The 20,868-nt window shown below is 35.3% G+C and carries 21 protein-coding genes and 1 pseudogene; 10 read left to right on the top strand and 12 right to left on the bottom strand.

All coding sequences use genetic code 11. The annotated features are described in order from the left end of the window. Positions 1-218, top strand: a pseudogene (locus ACIQ1E_RS02235) (hypothetical protein); the annotation flags it as partial. 58 nt (positions 219-276) lie between these two features. Here the strand turns inward: ACIQ1E_RS02235 and ACIQ1E_RS02230 are convergent. The 4 genes from ACIQ1E_RS02230 to ACIQ1E_RS02215 form a co-directional block, all read right to left on the bottom strand. After that, on the bottom strand, positions 277-921 hold the full coding sequence (locus ACIQ1E_RS02230) for an alpha/beta hydrolase (RefSeq protein WP_396168305.1): 645 nt from the start codon (positions 919-921) through the stop codon (positions 277-279). A 77-nt stretch (positions 922-998) separates the two neighbouring features. Further along, a complete protein-coding gene (locus tag ACIQ1E_RS02225) occupies positions 999-1,328 on the bottom strand; it encodes a hypothetical protein (RefSeq protein WP_396168303.1) in 330 nt (109 codons plus the stop codon). 52 nt (positions 1,329-1,380) lie between these two features. Beyond that, entirely contained in the window at positions 1,381-2,634 is a 1,254-nt protein-coding gene (locus ACIQ1E_RS02220; RefSeq protein WP_396168301.1) for a dihydroorotase family protein, read from the bottom strand. Between the two features lie 114 nt (positions 2,635-2,748). Next, a complete protein-coding gene (locus tag ACIQ1E_RS02215) occupies positions 2,749-4,689 on the bottom strand; it encodes a BatA and WFA domain-containing protein (protein WP_396168300.1) in 1,941 nt (646 codons plus the stop codon). Positions 4,690-4,876: 187 nt separating this feature from the next. Here ACIQ1E_RS02215 and ACIQ1E_RS02210 point away from each other — a divergent pair, with 187 nt between their 5' ends. After that, positions 4,877-5,989: a lactonase family protein gene (locus ACIQ1E_RS02210; RefSeq protein ID WP_396168298.1), complete on the top strand. Its 1,113-nt coding sequence runs from the start codon at positions 4,877-4,879 to the stop codon at positions 5,987-5,989. A gap of 69 nt (positions 5,990-6,058) precedes the next feature. Here the strand turns inward: ACIQ1E_RS02210 and ACIQ1E_RS02205 are convergent, their stop codons facing one another. From ACIQ1E_RS02205 to ACIQ1E_RS02195, 3 genes are all read right to left on the bottom strand, one after another. Next, complete coding sequence (locus ACIQ1E_RS02205; protein ID WP_396168296.1) at positions 6,059-7,408, bottom strand: DEAD/DEAH box helicase; 1,350 nt, start codon at positions 7,406-7,408, stop codon at positions 6,059-6,061. Positions 7,409-7,510: 102 nt separating this feature from the next. Continuing rightward, a complete protein-coding gene (locus ACIQ1E_RS02200; RefSeq protein ID WP_396168294.1) occupies positions 7,511-8,275 on the bottom strand; it encodes a TIGR02757 family protein in 765 nt (254 codons plus the stop codon). Positions 8,276-8,385: 110 nt separating this feature from the next. Beyond that, positions 8,386-9,045, bottom strand: coding sequence for an ABC transporter ATP-binding protein (locus tag ACIQ1E_RS02195; RefSeq protein WP_396168292.1), 660 nt, complete (start codon positions 9,043-9,045; stop codon positions 8,386-8,388). Between the two features lie 137 nt (positions 9,046-9,182). Between ACIQ1E_RS02195 and ACIQ1E_RS02190 the strand changes: the two genes are divergently transcribed. Beyond that, entirely contained in the window at positions 9,183-9,476 is a 294-nt protein-coding gene (locus ACIQ1E_RS02190) for a hypothetical protein (protein WP_396168290.1), read from the top strand. 1 nt (position 9,477) lies between these two features. Here the strand turns inward: ACIQ1E_RS02190 and ACIQ1E_RS02185 are convergent, their stop codons facing one another. The 5 genes from ACIQ1E_RS02185 to ACIQ1E_RS02165 all read right to left on the bottom strand — a co-directional run bounded on the left by ACIQ1E_RS02185 (position 9,478) and on the right by ACIQ1E_RS02165 (position 13,662). After that, positions 9,478-9,789 carry a DUF6787 family protein gene (locus ACIQ1E_RS02185; protein ID WP_396168288.1) on the bottom strand — a complete coding sequence of 104 codons (312 nt, stop codon included), beginning with the start codon at positions 9,787-9,789 and terminating at the stop codon, positions 9,478-9,480. Between the two features lie 34 nt (positions 9,790-9,823). Continuing rightward, positions 9,824-10,300 carry a DUF6146 family protein gene (locus ACIQ1E_RS02180; protein ID WP_396168287.1) on the bottom strand — a complete coding sequence of 159 codons (477 nt, stop codon included), beginning with the start codon at positions 10,298-10,300 and terminating at the stop codon, positions 9,824-9,826. Positions 10,301-10,408: 108 nt separating this feature from the next. Next, complete coding sequence (locus tag ACIQ1E_RS02175; protein WP_396168285.1) at positions 10,409-11,359, bottom strand: D-2-hydroxyacid dehydrogenase; 951 nt, start codon at positions 11,357-11,359, stop codon at positions 10,409-10,411. A gap of 80 nt (positions 11,360-11,439) precedes the next feature. Beyond that, on the bottom strand, positions 11,440-12,510 hold the full coding sequence (gene serC / locus ACIQ1E_RS02170; RefSeq protein WP_396168283.1) for a 3-phosphoserine/phosphohydroxythreonine transaminase: 1,071 nt from the start codon (positions 12,508-12,510) through the stop codon (positions 11,440-11,442). A gap of 93 nt (positions 12,511-12,603) precedes the next feature. Further along, entirely contained in the window at positions 12,604-13,662 is a 1,059-nt protein-coding gene (locus ACIQ1E_RS02165) for an acyl-CoA reductase (protein ID WP_396168282.1), read from the bottom strand. A gap of 140 nt (positions 13,663-13,802) precedes the next feature. Here ACIQ1E_RS02165 and ACIQ1E_RS02160 point away from each other — a divergent pair, with 140 nt between their 5' ends. From ACIQ1E_RS02160 to ACIQ1E_RS02130, 7 genes are all read left to right on the top strand, one after another. Next, positions 13,803-14,153: a 4Fe-4S dicluster domain-containing protein gene (locus tag ACIQ1E_RS02160; RefSeq protein WP_396168280.1), complete on the top strand. Its 351-nt coding sequence runs from the start codon at positions 13,803-13,805 to the stop codon at positions 14,151-14,153. 152 nt (positions 14,154-14,305) lie between these two features. Next, positions 14,306-15,400 carry a redox-regulated ATPase YchF gene (gene ychF, locus ACIQ1E_RS02155; protein ID WP_396168278.1) on the top strand — a complete coding sequence of 365 codons (1,095 nt, stop codon included), beginning with the start codon at positions 14,306-14,308 and terminating at the stop codon, positions 15,398-15,400. A 284-nt stretch (positions 15,401-15,684) separates the two neighbouring features. Further along, positions 15,685-16,350, top strand: coding sequence for a hypothetical protein (locus ACIQ1E_RS02150; RefSeq protein WP_396168277.1), 666 nt, complete (start codon positions 15,685-15,687; stop codon positions 16,348-16,350). A gap of 53 nt (positions 16,351-16,403) precedes the next feature. Further along, the gene (locus ACIQ1E_RS02145) at positions 16,404-16,925 is read left to right on the top strand and encodes an NADPH-dependent FMN reductase (RefSeq protein WP_396168275.1); all 522 of its coding nucleotides are present in this window, start codon (positions 16,404-16,406) and stop codon (positions 16,923-16,925) included. A 61-nt stretch (positions 16,926-16,986) separates the two neighbouring features. Further along, positions 16,987-17,667 (top strand): TIGR02117 family protein, encoded by a 681-nt coding sequence (locus ACIQ1E_RS02140; protein ID WP_396168310.1) that lies wholly within the window; start codon positions 16,987-16,989, stop codon positions 17,665-17,667. 147 nt (positions 17,668-17,814) lie between these two features. Continuing rightward, a complete protein-coding gene (locus tag ACIQ1E_RS02135; RefSeq protein ID WP_396168274.1) occupies positions 17,815-19,707 on the top strand; it encodes a DNA topoisomerase IV subunit B in 1,893 nt (630 codons plus the stop codon). 22 nt (positions 19,708-19,729) lie between these two features. Then, on the top strand, positions 19,730-20,866 hold the full coding sequence (locus ACIQ1E_RS02130; RefSeq protein WP_396168272.1) for a YhcG family protein: 1,137 nt from the start codon (positions 19,730-19,732) through the stop codon (positions 20,864-20,866). Positions 20,867-20,868 lie beyond the last annotated feature (2 nt).

Raw genomic sequence — 20,868 nt, 5'->3', positions numbered from 1 at the left:
ATTTGAATGCCAATCCTAAAGGCAATCCTTATGTAGGACAAGATCAAATTGGCGCCAATAAATTCATCATCAATAAAGTGAAAGTGTTGAACCATCGCTGGATTATCGCCGATTTTAGTGATGGTGAGTATTGGGGAGAAGTGTTGATAAAATATTTTGTCAATGAGGATGAAACCGTTTCTTTCGAAACATTTCAATCATTATTATATCAAAAATAAATTTTTACCGCAGATTTCCTCTTTTCAGGAATTAAAAATCTGCGAATTAGCGGTCTTTTTATCCTTTCAACCAATTCTTAAAATCATAAAAATTTTGTGGAGAAACTCCGTGCCCAATTGGGTATTCCTTGTAAGTGGCATTTATTCCCAAATTGTCTAAAAAAGGTTTTGCTTTGCGGCCCCATTCTGCAGGAATTACTTGGTCAACTGTGCCGTGAGACGTAAATACTTTTAGGTTTGAAAACGAATTTTTAAGATAATTTTCTTTGAAAATATCGGGACTAATATAACCGCTCATTGCTACTACTCTTTGCACTTTTTCTGGATACGAAAGTGCCACAGCATAACTCAAAATGGCGCCTTGGCTAAATCCAATTAAAGTCACGTTTCCAGAATCAATAGAATAATTAGCAGCCAATTCATCAATGAAATTTGCAATCAAATCACGTGAAGTTTGCGCTTGTTCATTGTCGGAAAATTTGTTTTGATCCGCGTCAAAGTTAATGGCGTACCAAGCATAACTGTCGTATTGCAAATCGTATGGAGCGCGAGCTGAAACAATATAATATTCACCAGGAAGTTCTGCAGCGAAGGAAAATAGATCTTGTTCGTTGCTACCGTAACCGTGTATTAATAGTAGAAGCGGATTTTTGTCCAGTTTTATTTTAGGTTCTCGTACGAGATATTCTAAAGATAATTTCATAATAATTATGTGGTGTTCAGTTTATAGTGATAAGTTTTGCCATCTGAAATCATAAATCGTTAATCAGCAATCTACAATCAAGAGATTGATGCAAACCATTTTTGGAAATAATTTCCTAAAAGAGGAATTGGTTTAGTTTGGCCATTGATAGCACTAAAAATGCCGTAAGTCCATAAAACAGAAAGGGAAACCCACATAGAAATGGATATCATAGGGCTGTCAAAATTACTGATAATTAATCCCAACGAAATAAAAGTGAACGATAGACCCAAGGCTTGACGAATGTGAAACGAAGCAAATGAATTCTTATCCTCGCCTGTATTCATCGACATTGCGATAAAAACGCCGATGATTAATATGTAGCTAGTGATGGCTGCGGTTTTTCCTTTTTCGATGCTGTTGTTCATTTTTTTGATTTACTATACTTGACAGGTTTTTGAAACCTGTCAGGTATGTTTATTAATTTAAAACTAATCTACCTTGATTATAAATTCCATATGCTTTTCCTTTCAGTTCTGTTCCCAGAAAAGCGGAGTTTTTCGATTTTGACAAGATATTTTCGTTCGTAAAAATACTGTTTCCTTCTGGGTTGAATAAGCTGAAGTTGGCTTTATTTCCTTCTGAAATAGAAAGATTTTCAATTCCGAAAGTAGTTTTTCCTGCAGTCAATTTTCCGATTACTTTTTCCAAGGGCAATACGGTTAACAACGCACCAAAAGCACTTTCTAAACCAATTGTTCCATTTTTCGCTCCGTCAAACTCCATTTTTTTGTGCTCAATGTCAATTGGATTATGATCGGTTGTAATCATATCGATGGTGTTATCTAGAATTCCCGCTAACAAGGCCTGTCTGTCGGTTTCGGTTCGCAATGGCGGCGTAACTTTACTTCGAGTGTCGAAATTTTCTAGTTTCTCATCGGTTAACACTAAATGATGCACGGCAACGCTGCAAGTCACTTTTAATCCTTTGGCTTTGGCTTCCTTTATTATTTGTACAGATTTTGCAGTTGAAATCGTTGGAATATGTAGTTTTCCACCAGTGTATTCGAGTAGAAATAAGTTTCTAGCTATTTGCAATTCTTCGGCCAAATCTGGAATTCCTTTCAATCCCAATCGGGTGGAGACGATACCTTCATTGGCAACGCCGTTTCCTTTGATGTTGGAATCTTGGGCGAAAGCAATAACCAATCCATCAAAATCCTGAACGTATTGCAAGGCAATTTTTAGCAAATTGGCATTGTCCAAACTTTTATTGTAATCTCCGAATGCAACAGCTCCAGCATTTTTCATATCGAATAATTCCGCCATATCTTTTCCTTCACTTTCTTTGGTAAGTGCACCGATTGGGAAAAGCTCGGTCGCGAAACCATTGGCTTTGCTTTTTACAAAATTGATTTGCGATTGGTTGTCTATAATCGGGTAGGAGTTGGGTTGCAACGCAATCGCTGTGAAACCACTTTTGGAAGCAACATTCAATCCATTGGCGATAGTTTCTCGGTCTTCAAAACCAGGTTCTCCTAGTGAAACGCTGCTGTCAAACCAACCCTGTGAAAGATGTAAATTCTCTAGTTTTACTTCCTCTATGCTTTCTGGATTGGGAAGTGAAGTTCCGATTTTTGTGATGATTCCATTAACAATTAAAAGATCGACGGTTTGATTGTGAAAAGGACTTGAAGAGTCGATGATTTTGGCTTCCCGGATAATTGTGCTCATAATAATTGTTTAATTATTTGAATATTTTTTTATTTTTTACCACAATTTCACAAATTTCAATTTCTTACAATTAGAATAATTTGCGAATTTGCGGTAAAATTGTATCTAGCGTTTTTATTTTACAAATCTTATAATTGCCATTTCAGTAAGGAGAAAGAGCAATGCAAATATAACAAACCATTTCCAAATTTGATTGTCAGTTCGGTCGGTTTGTAATGTGTCGAAAACGGTATTTAAAGAATCGATGGTTTTGTAATCTGACAGTACGTCTTCATTGGCTTGAGCCAAATTACTTTCGGTTCTATTGTAATTGAAACTGATGTTTTGTAACCGGTCATTTTTTGAAAAAATCCCAAAATTCCCTGCCTGAGTAGGAAACTCGTTGAAAGTTAATTTTACCTTACTATTCAGGATTTGTTGGATTGGAATAAAGGGTTCAGCATCGTTTTTTACTTTCAAGATTTCATCTTTTGACAAAGTGGCGTTCACCAAAAATGAATTGTTTTGTCCTATTGTTAGTGCATTTACACCATTGTTTTGACTGTTCGCGCCCATTTTATAGAAAGAAGGTACAATTACTGGTGATTGCTGAAAATTGGAGTTTTCTAAATTGATTGGAGCTGTGAAAACATATGCGGAAGATCCCGACGAGTCTCGAGAGCTATTTATCGAACTCAAAAAAGGAGTTTGGTCTTCGTAGTACAAAACTGCTGGATTAGAACCTGAGATTCCAAATGAAGTTTTTGTTTTCGGATATTGAAAATTATTGATGGTATTCTCAAAAACACCGCTGAATAAAGGATGATTAAAGTTGATTTTCGTGATTAATTTTTCTTTGTTTTCTATAGATTTGAATTGGATGTTTCCAAAGATTTTTATAAATGAGTTGAGGTTAACTACAGAAGCTTTTGCAGATGGAATAAGAATTAAATTGCCCCCTTTTTCAACAAAAGATTTCAAAGTAGTTTGCAGCGCTTGCGGAATTTCTTCTAGTTCATTCAAAACAATCGCATCCTGATTTTCTATAGAATTATAATCCAAAGTTTCAATCGGATAATTGTAGAAATTAAATTCATCAGTGGTGTAAATTCGTGTTAAGAAATTCGATTTTTCAGCTTGTCCAATGCTGATAATGTTGTTTTTTTTCGGTTTCGAAATGCTGAAATACAAGTCGTTGTCGTATGCTAACCCATTGTCGGTAATTGAAGCATAGCCGTGAAAATCCTTTTTAGGGATACTGAAATAGATGGTTTTGTCTTCGGTGTCAAACTTGGTCATTGTCTTCGCAATCAATTTATTTTGATTGTACAAGGCCACTGGAATTTGCTTTGTCTGTTCGCCAAAATAAGACATTTTTAAACCAATTTCATAAAAGTCATCCAAGGTTTGATGAATAAATACGCTATCAATAGAGGCATTATTTTTCTGTTCCGCTTCTGGAATGACAAAGTAAGTATTGTAGTCTTTGTCAATGCTTTTCAATTTTTTAGGAGTTAGTCCCAGAGCATCCGTAATCACAACAATATCCTTGTTTACAACTGTTTTTCTGGATTTTATTTTTGACATCGCAGTTTCCAATTGAAAAGGCAAAGCGCTGTATTTCAGGTTTTGTAATTCGGTTCGAATGGATTTGATATCGGTATTCCAAAAAGTTTCCGAATTGGTAATCAGCGAAAACGTTTGGTTTTCGGGAGTGTTTTCGAGTAATTCTTGAATGGCTCTTTTTAGCAATTCGCCTTTTTGACCTTTGGCTTGCATCGAAAAAGAATTATCTAAAACGATATACATTTCATTCGAACTGTTTTTGCTGTCTTTCGCTTTAAAAAAAGGTTGGGCAAAAGCAATAATCAGGCAAGTTAACAGGAGTAGACGGCTGGCTAAAAGCAACCATTTTTTGATTTTGGAACTCTTTCTGGTTTGAATGGAAAGTTCTTTGAGGAAACGAACATTCGTGAAATATTCCTTTTTGAAACGTCGCAATTGAAATAAATGAACCAGAATTGGTATAACCAACAAGAAAAGAAAATAAAAGATTTCTGGATATTTGAATTGCATTCCGTTATTTAGTTTACTTCACAAGCTACAATTTTCAGAGGTGTTCAGCGAATTGTATTTGTCAAAGATAGTATTTTGATTTTATATTTTAGTCTGCAATTGCGCACTGATTTTGATAAAATTTAGTTTATATTTGAAGCATCGGAATAAGTAATTGTTTCCAATTAATTCGAAATAGTAAAACAATATGAAAACCATTTTTGCAACCTTTCTTTCTCTTTTCGCTTTAACAACTATCGAAGCGCAGGAAAAAAAATTCAATTTGATTGTTGGAACCTACACCAAAAGCTGTGAAAGCAAAGGAATTTATGTATATGAATTCGATTCTGAAATCGGTGATTTTAAGCTCAAGAGCAATACTGAAAACATTTTGAATCCTAGTTATTTAGCGGTTTCTAATGATAATAAATTTGTTTATTCGGTAAGTGAAAATGATAAAAAGAGTTCTGTGAGCGCCTTTGGATATGATTCGAAAAGCGGAAAATTGGATTTTATAAATTTTAAAAATGTAAACGCGTTAAATCCGTGTTATATAATTAATGATGATAAAAATGTGATTACAGCCAATTATTCTAGTGGTAATATCTCGGTTTTAGCCAAAAACAGTGACGGGAGTGTTGGCGAAGTGAAACAAATAGTACAACATACAGGCAAAGGTATTAATGAAAAAAGACAGGAAGCACCACACGCTCATATGGTCTATTTTTCGCCTGACAAGAAGTGCGTTTTAGCCAATGATTTAGGAACTGACAAAGTGTACTTGTATCGATACGATCCAAATTCAGTAACCGAAGCTTTGAAACTAAAAAGCAGTTTTGATCTTAAACCTGGGAGTGGTCCAAGGCATTTAATTTTTAGTAAAGACGGTAAGAATGTTTTTGTTTTACAAGAATTAGACGGTACAATCACATCACTTAGTTATAATGATGGGATATTGAAAAAATTGAGCGAAACTACCGTAGTTGCTACCGATTTTAAAGGAGATATTGGAGCCGCTGATATTCATATTTCGCCGGACGGGAAGTTTTTGTACGCCACCAATCGCGGAACTGCCAATGATATTTCTGTTTTCAAAATTTCGAAAAAAGGAAGTTTAGAATTCGTGCAAAGAACCAGCACATTAGGAAAAGGACCTCGAAATTTCAATATTGACCCAACTGGGAATTTTCTTTTGGTGGGACATCAATATACAAATGAAATCGTAATTTTTAAAAGAGATAAAACTACAGGAATGCTTGCTGCAACTGGCAAAAAAATAGACTTGTGTTCTCCAGTTTGTTTGGTTTTTACAAAGATCTAGTATAAGTAATCAGTGTTTAGTTTTTAGTGTTCAGTACTTAACTGCATACTAAAAACTGAACACTGACAACTATTTCTTATCCTTGCGTTTCTTGGCTTGGTTTTTCAACATATTTCTATTTACCGAACCGTGTGTTTTTTTCTTGGTTATACCAGGGCCACCGAGATTGACTTTTTTATTCTTTTTGCTTTTCTCGTGAAATGCGCCGTCGCCTTCTAATTTTACCTTTTTCATCATAAACTTCATCGGCTGACGGTCTTTTTCAGGTTCGATTAGTTTTGTGGAGATTTCAACAGTTTCTGGAAAATCCTCAACAGACAATTCCATATCCATTAGTAATTCAATGGCAAATTTGAATTCATCTTCGCGTGGAGCAATCATACTGATGGCGGTTCCTGTCGCATCGGCACGACCGGTACGACCAATACGGTGCATATACAATTCTGGAAGCTCAGGCATTTCGAAATTGATGACGTGGGTAATATTCGAAATATCCAAACCTCTAGCCATAATATCGGTAGTGATCAGACCTCGAAGATTACCTGCTTGGAATTCAGCCATTGTACTCAAACGATAATTTTGAGATTTATTGGAGTGGATTACACCAAATTGACCTTCAAAATCTTCCTCGATTCGAGTGTGAACCATATCCGAAATCTTCTTGTTGTTAACAAAAACTAAAACACGGCTCATATCCTCGTTGGTTTCCAACAAGTGTTTCAGCATATTGATTTTGGTATTGAAGTTCGGGACATTATAAGTGATTTGTGTAATATTTTCTAATGGAGTTCCCGATGCCGAAAGGGTTACCTCTTCAGGATAATCAAAATAATCGTTCAGAACCTTATCTACTTCTTCGGTCATTGTAGCCGAAAACAGAATGTTTTGACGTTTTTTAGGCATCATTGCTAAAATTGCAGTCAATTGGGTGCGGAAACCTAAATTCAGCATTTCGTCGAACTCATCGATGACTAATTTTTGCATTTCTTCGAAACGGATGACATTGTCTAATGTTAAATCCATTACACGACCGGGAGTTCCTACTAGAATGTCACAACCAGTATAAACAACTGTTTTTTGAGTGTTAATATTAACACCTCCAAAGATCCCTACAGTACGAACCGACATATATTTAGTCAATTTTTCGACTTCCTCAACAACTTGAACAACCAATTCACGAGTTGGAACAAGAATTACAATTTTTGGAGTATGACCTGGAGTGAATTTATAAAGTTTTAATAAGGGCAATAAATAAGCAAAGGTTTTACCTGTTCCCGTTTGTGCAATTCCCATCATATCGCGACCTGACATTATCACAGAAAAAGTTTTTTCCTGAATAGGAGTAGGCGTTGTGAATCCTAAATCATCGATTGCTTTTTGTACTGATTTTGGGAGATTGAATTTTTCGAAAGTGGTCATAAAACGTAAATTTTGTGCAAAGGTACGTTAAAATGATGGTTAGATTGTTAGATTATGAGATGTTTACAGAATTCAATGATTACAATAGTCTAATAATCAATATCAAAAACCCTCAAAAACGCCCAGTCCAAATAACGCAAAATCATATTTTACGGGATCGTTCGGGTCGAGTTCACGAAGTTTTAAATCGAGTTCTGCCAAAGCTTTTCCGTCGTTTTGTTTTCGGGTCAGCAAGCCTAATTTCCGAGCTACATTTCCAGAATGAACATCAAGCGGGCAAGATAGGAGTGAAGGCGAAATGCTTTTCCAAATGCCTAAATCAACGCCTTTGTTGTCTTGGCGGCACATCCACCGCAGGTACATATTAATTCTTTTCGCCGCAGAACCATTCATTGGGTCGGAGATGTGTTTTTGGGTTCGGTTTTGGTGTGGAATTTCAAAGAAACTTTTCTTGAATTCGGAAATGCTTTTTTGCATCGAATTCGGTTCTTGATGTTGGGCGAAAACCGCTTCGAGACCGTTATGGTTTTTGTAAATGTGTTGCAGTCCTTTTATAAAACTCGAAAAATCCTGTCCGTTAAAGGTTCGGTGAACAAAAGATTCCATTCGTTCCAAATCATCTTCGGAATGTGACATCACGAAATCATAAGGGGAATTCCCCATCAAATCCATCATCTTGTGAGCATTTTTGATAATCATTTTGCGGTTGCCCCAAGCAATAGTAGCACTCAAAAAACCAGCAATTTCAATATCTTCTTTTTGGGAAAACAAATGCGGAATTTGTACCGGATCACTTTCGATAAAATCAAGCGTGTTGTATTGAATTACCTTTTCGTCGAGAAAGGATTTAAGTTCGAATGAATTCATAATTAGAACGCGGATAATACGGATTTGCTAAAGCAAAACGCTGATTGAAACGGATTTTTTTATTTCTGCAACCTGCAATCTGCAGCCTGCAATCTGGAACCTGAATACTGCTAACTTATCAATCCATCCACCATCACCAATTTTCTATCCGCCATATTGGCCAATTCTTCGTTGTGGGTAACAATAACAAAGGTTTGTCCAAATTCATCACGTAATTTAAAAAACAATTGGTGTAAATTTTCGGCTGAATGAGTATCAAGATTTCCCGATGGTTCATCGGCAAAAATGATAGCAGGTTTGTTGATTAAAGCTCTTGCGACCGCCACACGTTGTTGTTCCCCGCCCGAAAGTTCGTTGGGTTTGTGGTTGATTCGGTGCGAAAGTCCGAGATATTCGAGTAATCTTTTGGCTTCAGTTTCCGTTTCCTGACGTGATTTATTGGCGATATAGGCTGGAATACAAACATTTTCCAAAGCCGTGAATTCCGGTAATAATTGATGAAATTGGAAGATAAAACCCAAGTTCAAATTTCTGAATTTGGATAAAGTTTTATCATTCATCGTCAAAATATCTTGATTGTTGATACGCAATTCTATTCCGTTTTCGATGGTGGGCTTGTCTAATGTTCCAAGAATTTGCAAAAGCGTCGTTTTTCCAGCACCCGAAGCGCCTACGATAGAAACGATTTCACCTTTTTTAATAAGTAAATCAACTCCTTTGAGTACTTGAAGTTGGTCGTAATATTTATGAATGTTTTTTGCGTGTATCATCTTTTGGAACAGTTTTTACAAAGAAACAAAGATTTTGGTTATCATTGCCAATATTTTTTTAGCCGTTTTATTTACTTCGAACCTCTAACCTCTTACTTCTAACTTGTATTTGTATCTTTGTATTGAAAAACACTAAAATGACAGAAGAAGTAATCATAGAGAAAGAAAGCAATAAAAACCGAAATCTTATTTTGGGAATAGTTTTCGACGCTATAGGAATGTTGTCTTTCTCGATTCCATTAGTTGGCGAATTTTCGGATGTGGTTTGGGCTCCAATGGCTGGATTTCTAATGACTTGGATGTACAAAGGAACCGTTGGAAAAGTAGGTGGAATTTTTACTTTTATAGAGGAAATCACTCCATTTACAGATTTCATTCCATCCTTTACATTGGCTTGGATTTACAATTATTGGATCAAAAAAGAAAAATAACTTACTTTTTTTCTTCTTTAAAAATAAATCCCAATCCCATACTTCGCAACATTTTTTTCGAAAAAGGGAAAAAGAATTTTGATTGACCAAAAAGATAGCCAAAGAATATTAATACAAAAGGATACAACGGAAAAATCACAATTAATCGAACGGGCGTAAACCATAAACCTAAATCTTCCTTAGTGATTCCTATCAAATTGCAAACTGGTTTTGACAACCAAGCCGAAGCCGATCCTGTAATTGCAAAAACTACAAAAATGATGACCAATTGAAAATTAGAAGTAATTCCCCAACGTTTTTTTAAATTCTCCATTTTAAAATAAAACTAATAGCACAAATATAGTGTATTATCTTGGAGGGACAATTCCATATAGTCGCTGGTTATAGGTGTTTTGAAAGTAAATCATATAATTGTAAATCAAATAATTTACTTCATAGCCGTAATTGATGTTCTGGTCATAATCGATTCTCATTTCATATAAATTCGGATTGAAGCGTTGAGGTTGTAACACACGATTGTTCCACTCGTTGATGTAGAAAATATTCTTCGTTTCCAAGTAGGACTGAGAATGATATCCTCTTTGAAAAGCTCTGCTAGCAATCCAAGAACTGAAACCGGGATCGATAATGATCACCTCATATTCTAATGAATCATTGGCAATTCGGATGGTGTCATTGGTTACTTTGACATCTTTTTTTGCAATTTTTATAGTGTCATTTATTGTAGTTATATTTTTTTCAGGATCGGACGCAGTTGACTTTTTGCTAGTGCAGCTCACGATAAGAAAGAGAATCAAAGTTAATATGTAGCAGTAATTTTTCACTTTGCAGTTTTGAAAAATAAAATTACAAAAAACAAATGGTTGATGAATAGTATTTAACAAAAAAAAGGCTGCCTAAATAGACAGCCTGTAAATATATAGTATAGATATTTAGCTTAAAATGTTAATTATTTGCGAAGCTAATTCAGTTCCAATTCGATCTTGTGCTTCTCCAGTTGCAGCTCCGATGTGTGGAGTCAAAGAGATTTTTGGGTGCATCAAAATAGTCATTTCAGGTTTTGGTTCACTTTCGAAAACGTCTAGTCCAGCAAAGGATACTTTTCCTGAATCTAATGCTTTGATTAACGCTACTTCGTCAATAACGCCACCACGAGCACAGTTTACGATTCCAACTCCGTCTTTCATAGTAGCTAATTCTGCTTCGCTAATGATGTATCCATCTTGAGCAGGAACGTGCAATGTAATGAAATCGGCTTCTTTGAATAATGATTCTAAAGATTGAGAAACAATAGTTGTGGTAATAGATTGCCCGTCGAAAAATTCAACTTTAACATCTACAGTAGGAATAAAACTATCGGCAGCAATTACTTTCATGCCAAGACCCAAAGCCATTTTTGCAGTAGCTTGACCAATACGGCCAATTCCAACAATACCTAAAGTTTTACCTCTTAATTCAGTTCCGTTAGCGTAGGCTTTTTTCAAACCTTCAAAGTTTGAATCCCCTTCTAAAGGCATATTTCTATTCGAATCGTGCAGGAATCGAACTCCTGAGAATAAGTGTGCAAATACCAATTCCGCCACCGATTCCGATGAAGAGGCAGGAGTATTGATAACACTGATACCTTTGCTTTTTGCATAATCAACATCGATATTATCCATCCCAACACCTCCACGACCAATAATTTTTAGTCCAGGACAAGCGTCGATTATATCTTTGCGAACTTTGGTTGCACTTCTTACCAAAACTACGCTTACGTTGTTTTCGTTTACAAAATTTGCAACTTGTTCTTGGGCTACTTTTGTAGTTATAACTTCAAATCCACCTTTTTCTAAAGCTAGAATTCCACTTTTCGAAATTCCGTCATTGGCTAATACTTTCATTTTCTTTTCATTGTGAGAAATGAATTCGTTTCACTCTCTTATTAAATTATAATTTTCTAATCCCTTTTGGAATCTAAGGCTTATACTCTATTTTCTAAATCTTTCATTACTTCAACCAAAACCTGAACACTTTCTAATGGCATTGCGTTATACATAGAAGCTCTATAACCTCCTACTGAACGGTGCCCTGGCAAACCAACAATTCCGGCTTCTTTCAACATTGCATTGAAAGTATCCGTGTGTAATGGAGTGTCCAATAAGAAGGTCGCATTCATTGTAGAACGGTCTTCAACTACTGCTGTTCCTTTAAATAAAGGGTTTCTATCAATTTCTGTGTATAGTAAATCTGCTTTTGCATTGTTTATCTTTTCTATTGCAGCAATTCCACCAAGGTTTTTAAGCCATTGCAAAGTCAAAAGTGAAGCGTAAATAGGAAAAACAGGTGGTGTGTTGTACATACTTTCTGCTTTAATATGCTTAGAATAATCTAGCATACTTGGAATAGTACGTCCGTTTTTACCTAGAATTTCTTCTTTGATTACGACCAAAGCCGCTCCCGCAGGTCCCATATTTTTTTGAGCTCCCGCGTAAATAATGCCGAATTTAGAAAAATCTATGTTTCTCGAAAAGATGTCAGAACTCATATCGCAAACCATTGGAATATCCAAAGTAGGAAATTCTTTCATTTGAGTTCCGAAAATGGTATTGTTACTAGTACAGTGAAAATAATCCGCATCTGCAGGGATTGAGTATCCTTTAGGAACGTGGTTGTAGTTTTCGTTTTTTGATGAACCAACGATAACAGTTTCTCCGAAAAATTTAGCTTCTTTGATAGCTGCGCTGGCCCAAGTACCTGAATCAAGATAAGCAGCTTTACCGTTTTCTTTCATTAAGTTGTATGGTGCCATCAAAAATTCCATACTTGCTCCACCAGCAAGAAAAAGAGCTTGATATCCTTTTCCTTCTAATCCTAAAAGTTCCAAAGCCAATGCTCGAGCTTCTTCCATTACGGCAACGAAATCTTTACTTCGGTGCGAAATTTCTAAAATGGACAAGTCCGAATTATTGAAATTTAATATGGCTTGAGCTGATTTTTCAAAAACTTCTTGTGGTAAAATACAAGGTCCTGCGCTGTAGTTGTGTTTTTTCATGGTGTGATTGATGTCCAAAAAATTAAGTTGCAAATTTCGGAAATCGGACTTGAATATGCATTAAATAATTCGGAATAATTCGCTTATTTTTTTTTATAATGTTAACAAAAAAGACACTGTATCCACATTATCTGCATAATCCCATAAATTTGGCTTTTGTGTACAGCCAAATGGGATGCTGTTTTCGACAAGATTGTTGCCGACAATGCATTGAACTTTTTCATTTTCAGATTCAAGTCGATTTTGTAAATCTTCAATAGATTCATAGTATTCATAAAAAACACTCGAAATAGGGGAGCTGTAGCTGTTGTCTTCTTTAATAGTCAAAAAACCATTATCTAATAGCTTGAAATTACTCATCAAGAAAACCGCTTTGTTATAATCATAATTATTGGCGTATTTTTCATAATGGATTATATCTTGGTATTCAAAAATGGCTTCAAAAAAGGGGTTGAAAGAATAGCCTTTTGGGACGAATAGTTTGGAAACATTGCGGCAACCCAATCCAAAATACCTAAAAATATCTTCACCCAAAGCAACTAGTTGTTCTTTGGTTTCCTCTCCATTCAAAACAGCAACTGAATTTCGGTTTTTACGAATAATGCTAGGTTTATCTTTAAAATAATATTCGAAATAACGCGCAGTATTGTCACTTCCGGTGGCGATTACAGCATCAAAATTTTCTAGTTTTCCTTCGATAAAAGTGATTTTGTTAGCCAATTCGGGTTCAATCGCAATTAAATAGTTTGCTAAAAAAGGCAATAAAAATTGATCGTTTGATGAAGTTTTTATAAGGGCATTATGTCCTGAAATTAATACCGATAAAAAATCGTGAAAACCAACTAGCGGAATATTTCCGGCTAAAATCAGCCCAACGGTTTTAGGTTTTACATCATTGAGATTATAGGCAGACAGCCATTTCTCAAAGTTTTCTTCCGTTAAGGCTGTTGCCCAAGATTGAAGAGCAAAGTAAACGTTTTCAGGGGTGTACCAACCGTTGTGGGATTGTGATAGTTGTATTAAATTTTCAAAATCTTCAAAAAACAACTCATTTTGCAAAACCGATGGATTCTGGCTAGACTCATTCTCGGAAAACTGGCTTAAAAATTTTCCCAATTCAATAAATCCTCTTTTTTTATCGCTTTCTAGCATTTGTTATTTGTATTTGAAAAGTTTTGATTGTATTTTTGGCAAAAATAAGCTTTTTATTAGCTCTAGACAATAGTCAAAAGCAGAGGTCTAAAGTTCTTAATGCTTTAAAATTCAACGTATAAACCAAAAACAAAATAGATATGGCAATTATAATAACAGACGAGTGCATCAACTGTGGTGCCTGTGAGCCGGAATGTCCAAATACTGCAATTTACGAAGGAGCAGACGATTGGAGATATAGAGACGGAACTAGAATCAAAGGAAAAGTAGTTTTACCGTCAGGAGAAGAAGTAGATGCCGATGAGGCTCAAACACCTATTTCGGATGATATTTATTACATTGTACCAGGAAAATGTACAGAATGTAAAGGTTTTCATAAAGAGCCACAATGTGCAGCGGTTTGCCCAGTAGATTGTTGTATTCCTGATGATAATCACGTAGAAAGCGAAGAAACATTGTTAAGCAGACAAGCATTTTTGCATAACGAATAAGATGTTTTTTCCAAAAATAACAAAGGCTGTTCTAATCAAATTAGTGCAGCTTTTTTTATGAATTATGATCTCAAAATAATTAATACTTAAATTTTGTTTATCAAGCATTTATTAAGTCTTATATTTGCACACTTTTAATAAAATACAGTATAATGAAAGCAGGAATTGTAGGATTACCAAATGTTGGAAAATCAACATTATTCAATTGTTTATCCAATGCCAAAGCGCAAAGTGCCAACTTTCCGTTTTGTACCATCGAACCCAATATAGGAGTTGTAAACGTACCCGATCCCCGAATCAATAAGTTAGAAGAATTAGTAAAACCGGAACGCGTTCAAATGGCAACTGTAGATATCGTAGATATCGCAGGTTTGGTAAAAGGAGCCAGTAAAGGCGAAGGATTGGGAAATCAATTCCTTGGAAACATCAGAGAGTGCAACGCCATTATTCACGTTTTGCGTTGTTTTGATAATGACAATATCGTTCACGTTGACGGAAATGTAGATCCTATCCGTGACAAAGAAACAATTGATATCGAATTGCAATTGAAAGATTTAGAAAACGTTGAAAAACGTCTCGAAAAAGTGAATCGTGCTGCCAAAACTGGAAATAAAGATGCCCAAGTCGAAAAAGCACTTTTAGACCGAATTAGAGAAACCTTATTGCAAGCAAAATCAGCCAGAACGGTTGTTCCTCAAACTAATGACGAAGAAGTTTTGATGGAAGGTTTCCAATTGATTACAGCAAAACCCGTTTTGTACGTTTGCAATGTTGATGAAAATTCAGCTGTAAACGGAAATAAATATGTAGATCAAGTTCGCGAATTGGTAAAAGATGAAGATGCAGAAGTGATTGTTCTTTCCGTTGGTGCTGAGGCTGATATCACAGAGTTAGAAAGCTACGAAGAGCGCCAGGTTTTCCTTGAAGATATGGGATTGACTGAGCCTGGATCAGCAGTTTTAATCCGTGCAGCTTATAAACTATTGAAGCAACAAACGTATTTTACGGCTGGTGTCAAAGAAGTTCGTGCTTGGACCATCAATATTGGAGCTACTGCACCACAAGCTGCTGGAGTAATCCACACCGATTTCGAAAAAGGATTCATCCGTGCCGAAGTGATTTCGTACGAAGATTTTGTGCAGTATGGTTCAGAAGCCAAATGCAAAGAAGCCGGAAAGTTCAAGGTCGAAGGAAAAGAATATATCGTAAAAGATGGCGATGTGATGCACTTTAGATTTAATGTGTAAGAAGAAAATAGAATAAGGAATTAAGAAAATAGACAAAACTGTTCAAGCAATTGGGCAGTTTTTTTTGTGCACCTAATCCAGCTTTTCATTGCAAGATTTTTCCATAACGCTATTTTTTCTAAGACCAAAAAGGAGCTTCCTTTGGTCGCTCTTTTTGGTCAAGAAAAAAGGAGCGTTACAGCAAAATGCTTTTCATTTCAATCTGGGGTAAAATCAAGAGGGGAAATCAATTGTATTTAAGATTTTTATGCGTAATTTTACTAGGAATTTTAGAGATGTAGAAAATGAAAAAATATTTTTTAGTGCTTGGAATTCTGCTTTTGTTTTCCTGCAAAAAGGCCGAACCTAGTGGACTCAGTTTTTATTTCGAAAGTTCCCAACCTATAAATGATGCCGAATTGGCAGATATTCCCAATAAATTTCAGGGGTTGTTTATAGACTCCGATTCAGTTTATTTGAATATTAAAGGCCATGTTATCCTTCGCGAAAGTTTTTTTAAGTTCAAGTGTCATAAAAACTACATTGATTCCCTTAAGAACGACTTTGTTTTTTCAAAGGGCAAGTACATTGCTAAAGATGACAATGAAGTATTTGATTATAGACAACTCAAAGATTCTATCGAATTATCAAGTAAACAAATTGATACTTTTTTTATCTTTTCAGCGGCACAGAAAGCCAAACGATTTGACGGAAAATTAGTTCTTAACTACAAGGATTCATTATATTGGACTGTCAAATCAATCAGTTTAGGAAAAAATAGCCTCAAAATCAAATATATGTATACTGAGCAAGATATAAAGCGTATCGATTCATTGACCAAAGTCAAATCGACGATGCTGGATTCATCATCATTTGTTATAAAACCTAGTAGAAATGAATTCAAACGAATTCTAAATTTGAAACATTTGGGCGAAGATGTAGAATATAGAAAAGTTGCCAAATATTATTAAAAAGAGTACTTTTTGTTTTTGCTTTTTTATACTATATTTATAAAAATTTTTTTATGAAAATCATCGCCTTTGCAGGAAGCAACAGCCAGAACTCGATCAACAAAAAGTTAGCAACTTATACAGCCAGTCTTTTCGAAAATGCCGAAGTCGAAGTTTTGGATTTAAACGATTTTCAAATGCGCTTGTTTAGTGTGGATATCGAAACGGAAATCGGTCAACATCCATTGGCGAAAGTCTTTTTAGATAAAATAGCTTCAGCCGATATTCTCGTAGTTTCTCTCGCTGAACATAACGGAAATTATTCTGCAGCTTTCAAAAATATTATCGATTGGTGTTCCAGAATTGGAGCGAAAGTATTTCAGGAAAAACCAATGTTATTATTGGCGACTTCGCCGGGCGCTAGAGGAGGAATGTCGGTTCTTGAAATTGCCAAAAATGCATTTCCACGTTATGGAGCGATTATTAAAAACACTTTTTCTTTACCAAGTTTTAACGATAATTTTGATGTTGAAAAAGGCAAGATTTCCAATATAGAATTGGACAATCAGTTGAAAGAAATTGTTAAAAAATTTTAAAAACCTATTCTTTTTGGCTTGAAAATTGTTTTCATCCTTAGAACCAAAAAGTATTTGTATGATGTCAGTAAAAAAGAGCCTAAAAACTTTAGGTTTAGCAGTTTTAGGGATAATGAGTTTCCTTGTTTTATATGTAGTTTCTGTACTTTTAATTTCTAAAATTTCGGTTAACTCGAATGTTTCTCAAAAAGATAAAGAAATTGAAATCTTCATTTTATCCAATGGAGTTCATACTGATATTGTTGTTCCAATAAAAAATAAGTACAAAGATTGGTCAAAAGAAATTCTCTTTCAACAAACTAAATCAAAAGATAGTTTGGTCAATTATCTTGCTTTTGGTTGGGGAGATAAAGGGTTTTATCTTAATACTCCCGAATGGTCTGATTTGAAAGCGAGTACAGCTTTCAATGCCGCTTTTGGATTAAGTTCGTCGGCAATGCACACCACTTTTTATAAAAATATGAATGAAAATGCGAATTGTAAAAAGATCAAAATTTCTGCTAAAGAATATCAAAAATTAGTAACTTATATTTCCGAAAGTTTTGCGTTTGATTCTTCTAAACGTGTCCAATGGATTTCTAATTATAGTTATGGAAACAGAGATGCTTTTTATGAAGCTAAAGGCAGTTATACTTTGTTTTACACTTGTAATACGTGGTCGAATAATGCCTTAAAAATCACAAATCAAAAGGCAAGTTTGTGGACAGTAACCGATACTGGAATTCTTTGTCATTATCAATGATTTGTTTTGTTTTTTGCTCATTACTTTGTCAATAACTTTGATAAATATCATTTTAAAAATCTTCCGAAATACACTATATTAGCACACCCGAGGTCGATACGCAAAGCATAGACCGAATAGAACTTAGTAAATTCGATAAAATTTAAAATGTCAGATCAAGCTCAATACAACGAAGACAATATACGCTCACTCGACTGGAAAGAACACATCAGAATGCGTCCCGGAATGTACATCGGAAAATTGGGTGACGGTTCTTCTTCCGATGACGGTATATACATTTTGCTCAAGGAAGTGCTGGACAACTGTATCGATGAATTCGTTATGGGTGCTGGAAAAACCATAGAAGTCAGCATAAAGGAAAAAACAGTTTCGGTTCGCGATTACGGCCGTGGAATTCCTCTCGGTAAAGTAATTGATGTGGTTTCTAAAATGAATACAGGTGGAAAATACGATTCACTTGCCTTCAAAAAATCTGTAGGTTTAAATGGAGTTGGAACAAAAGCCGTGAACGCTTTGTCCAGTTATTTTCGTGTGGAATCGGTTCGTGATGAAAAACAGAAAGGAGCCGAATTCTCAGGAGGAAATTTAGTTTTAGACGAAGAAATTATTGAAACTACCAAGCGAAAAGGAACCAAAGTTACCTTTATTCCAGACGAAACAATTTTCAAAAATTATAAATTCCGCTATGAATATGTAATCCGAATGCTCAAAAACTATTGTTACCTAAACAATGGTTTGACCATTTTATTCAACGGTGAAAAATATTTTTCCGAAAACGGATTGAAAGATTTATTAGAGGAAACCATAAGTGTCGAAGATTTAGAGTATCCAATCATTCACTTAAAAGGCGATGATATTGAAATTGCTTTAACACATAGTAAAACCCAATATTCCGAAGAATACCACTCTTTTGTAAACGGTCAGAATACCACTCAAGGAGGTACGCATTTGGCTGCTTATCGTGAAGCTCTCGTAAAAACTATTCGAGAATTTTACAACAAGCCATTCGAAGCTTCTGATGTGCGGAAGTCGGTTGTTACTGCGATAAGTATCAAAGTGATGGAGCCTGTTTTCGAATCGCAAACCAAGACCAAATTAGGTTCCACAGATATGGGTTCAGAACCCGGAATGCAATCGGTACGAACTTTTGTAAATGATTTTGTAAAAAATAAACTAGATAATTATTTGCACAAAAATCCTGAAACTGCCGATGCACTTTTACGTAAAATTTTACAAGCAGAAAGAGAACGAAAAGAACTTTCAGGAATTCGAAAATTAGCTAAGGATAGAGCCAAAAAGGCCAATCTTCACAATAAAAAATTAAGGGATTGTCGTGCCCATCTTACCGATACGAAAAATCCAAGAAACCTAGAAAGCACACTTTTTATCACCGAGGGAGATTCGGCTTCGGGCTCTATTACAAAATCTCGTGATGTGAATACACAAGCAGTGTTTAGCCTTCGGGGTAAGCCATTGAATTCGTATGGAATGAGCAAGAAAATTGTGTATGAAAACGAAGAATTCAATCTCTTGCAAGCCGCTTTGGATATCGAAGACGATATGGAAAACCTGCGCTACAACAATATTGTAATCGCTACCGATGCCGATGTCGACGGAATGCACATTCGATTATTGTTGATTACCTTCTTCCTGCAATTTTTTCCAGAATTAATCAAAGAAGGGCATTTGTATATTTTGCAAACACCGCTTTTCCGGGTTCGAAACAAGAAAGAAACCATCTATTGTTATTCTGATGAAGAAAGAAGAGATGCTATCGAAAAATTAAAACCAACCCGAGCCGCAGGCGAACGGAGCGGAGCTAAACCAGAAATCACCCGATTCAAGGGATTGGGAGAAATATCGCCAGACGAATTCAAGAATTTTATTGGCGAAACCATTCGGCTAGATCCAATTATGATGGATAAAAACACTTCGGTTGAGCAATTGTTATCTTTCTATATGGGGAAAAACACACCCGACCGACAAGATTTTATCATCAACAATTTGAAGGTGGAATTAGATACTATAGAGGCGAGTTAGAAATGGTTTTAAAATAAAAAATTTGTCAAAAGATCTTCAAAATAAAATGCTGTTCCAGCAAGTAGTTGAGCTATTGCAAAATGCTCGACAGCAGGTTTTACGCACTGTAAACTCAACAATGGTTTGCACCTATTTTGAAATTGGGAGAATGATAGTTGAAGAAGAACAAAGTGGAAAAGACCGAGCGGAATACGGAAAACAAATTCTAAAAGGACTTTCAGAACTGTTAACGAATGAGTTTGGGAAAGGGTTTTCAGTTGAAAACCTTGATCGAATTAGAAAGTTTTACAGAGTGTATTCAATTTCGTCATCACTGATGCGGATATTGGAAATTACAAATTCGTCATCACTGATGACGAATTCTGAAAGTGTAAAATTAGAAGAAAATCAAACTACAAAAACGCAGTCACTGATTTCGTTTTCTGAAGAATCAATTTCGAAATCACTGATTTCGTTTTTCAAGCTGACTTGGACACATTATGTTTTCTTAATGCGAATTGATGATGAAAAGGAAAGGCGTTTTTACGAAATAGAATCTGAAAAATACAATTGGAGCGTTCGGGAATTAAAAAGACAATATGATTCGGCACTTTATACACGATTGGCTTTAAGCAGAGATAAAGAAGGAGTTTTGAAACTTTCAGAGCAAGGGCAGATAATTGAAAAACCAAAAGATATTATCAAAGATCCTTATATTCTGGAATTTCTTGGATTGCGAGAATTACATCAATATTCAGAAACTGAATTAGAGGCGGAAATCATTGGTAAATTAGAACATTTTCTATTAGAATTAGGTCACGGATTTACGTTTGTAGCGCGTCAACAAAGAATTACTTTCGATGATAAGCATTTCCGAATTGATTTGGTTTTCTACAATCGAGTTTTAAAAAGTTTTGTTTTGATAGACTTGAAAATAGGCGAATTAAAACATCAAGATTTGGGTCAAATGCAAATGTATGTCAATTATTACGACAGAAAAATGCGTTTGGAAGACGAGAACAAAACAATAGGAATTGTACTTTGCCAAAACAAAAGTGATTTAGTTGTAGAATACACTTTACCAGAGAACAACGAGCAAATTTTTGCCAGTAAATACAAAACAGTTCTTCCAAGTAAGGAAGATTTAATAAAATTAATTTATAAGGAAGTAACCGAATAGTT

Source organism: Flavobacterium sp., assembly GCF_044348915.1.
GTDB lineage: Bacteria > Bacteroidota > Bacteroidia > Flavobacteriales > Flavobacteriaceae > Flavobacterium.
Note: the sequence above shows the minus strand (reverse complement) of the source record. Positions and strands in the feature narration are given on the sequence as shown.

Bases quoted from the DNA above. Each gene is read 5' to 3' on its own strand.
- ACIQ1E_RS02210 (WP_396168298.1), top strand. From the start codon at position 4,877: ATGAAAACCATTTTTGCAACCTTTCTTTCTCTTTTCGCTTTAACAACT.
- ACIQ1E_RS02175 (WP_396168285.1), bottom strand. From the start codon at position 11,359: ATGAAAGTATTAGCCAATGACGGAATTTCGAAAAGTGGAATTCTAGCT.
- ACIQ1E_RS02220 (WP_396168301.1), bottom strand. From the start codon at position 2,634: ATGAGCACAATTATCCGGGAAGCCAAAATCATCGACTCTTCAAGTCCT.
- ychF (WP_396168278.1), top strand. From the start codon at position 14,306: ATGAAAGCAGGAATTGTAGGATTACCAAATGTTGGAAAATCAACATTA.
- ACIQ1E_RS02135 (WP_396168274.1), top strand. From the start codon at position 17,815: ATGTCAGATCAAGCTCAATACAACGAAGACAATATACGCTCACTCGAC.
- ACIQ1E_RS02230 (WP_396168305.1), bottom strand. From the start codon at position 921: ATGAAATTATCTTTAGAATATCTCGTACGAGAACCTAAAATAAAACTG.
- ACIQ1E_RS02140 (WP_396168310.1), top strand. From the start codon at position 16,987: ATGTCAGTAAAAAAGAGCCTAAAAACTTTAGGTTTAGCAGTTTTAGGG.
- ACIQ1E_RS02145 (WP_396168275.1), top strand. From the start codon at position 16,404: ATGAAAATCATCGCCTTTGCAGGAAGCAACAGCCAGAACTCGATCAAC.
- ACIQ1E_RS02205 (WP_396168296.1), bottom strand. From the start codon at position 7,408: ATGACCACTTTCGAAAAATTCAATCTCCCAAAATCAGTACAAAAAGCA.
- ACIQ1E_RS02215 (WP_396168300.1), bottom strand. From the start codon at position 4,689: ATGCAATTCAAATATCCAGAAATCTTTTATTTTCTTTTCTTGTTGGTT.
- ACIQ1E_RS02200 (WP_396168294.1), bottom strand. From the start codon at position 8,275: ATGAATTCATTCGAACTTAAATCCTTTCTCGACGAAAAGGTAATTCAA.
- ACIQ1E_RS02185 (WP_396168288.1), bottom strand. From the start codon at position 9,789: ATGGAGAATTTAAAAAAACGTTGGGGAATTACTTCTAATTTTCAATTG.
- ACIQ1E_RS02195 (WP_396168292.1), bottom strand. From the start codon at position 9,045: ATGATACACGCAAAAAACATTCATAAATATTACGACCAACTTCAAGTA.
- ACIQ1E_RS02225 (WP_396168303.1), bottom strand. From the start codon at position 1,328: ATGAACAACAGCATCGAAAAAGGAAAAACCGCAGCCATCACTAGCTAC.
- ACIQ1E_RS02150 (WP_396168277.1), top strand. From the start codon at position 15,685: ATGAAAAAATATTTTTTAGTGCTTGGAATTCTGCTTTTGTTTTCCTGC.
- ACIQ1E_RS02160 (WP_396168280.1), top strand. From the start codon at position 13,803: ATGGCAATTATAATAACAGACGAGTGCATCAACTGTGGTGCCTGTGAG.
- serC (WP_396168283.1), bottom strand. From the start codon at position 12,510: ATGAAAAAACACAACTACAGCGCAGGACCTTGTATTTTACCACAAGAA.
- ACIQ1E_RS02165 (WP_396168282.1), bottom strand. From the start codon at position 13,662: ATGCTAGAAAGCGATAAAAAAAGAGGATTTATTGAATTGGGAAAATTT.
- ACIQ1E_RS02190 (WP_396168290.1), top strand. From the start codon at position 9,183: ATGACAGAAGAAGTAATCATAGAGAAAGAAAGCAATAAAAACCGAAAT.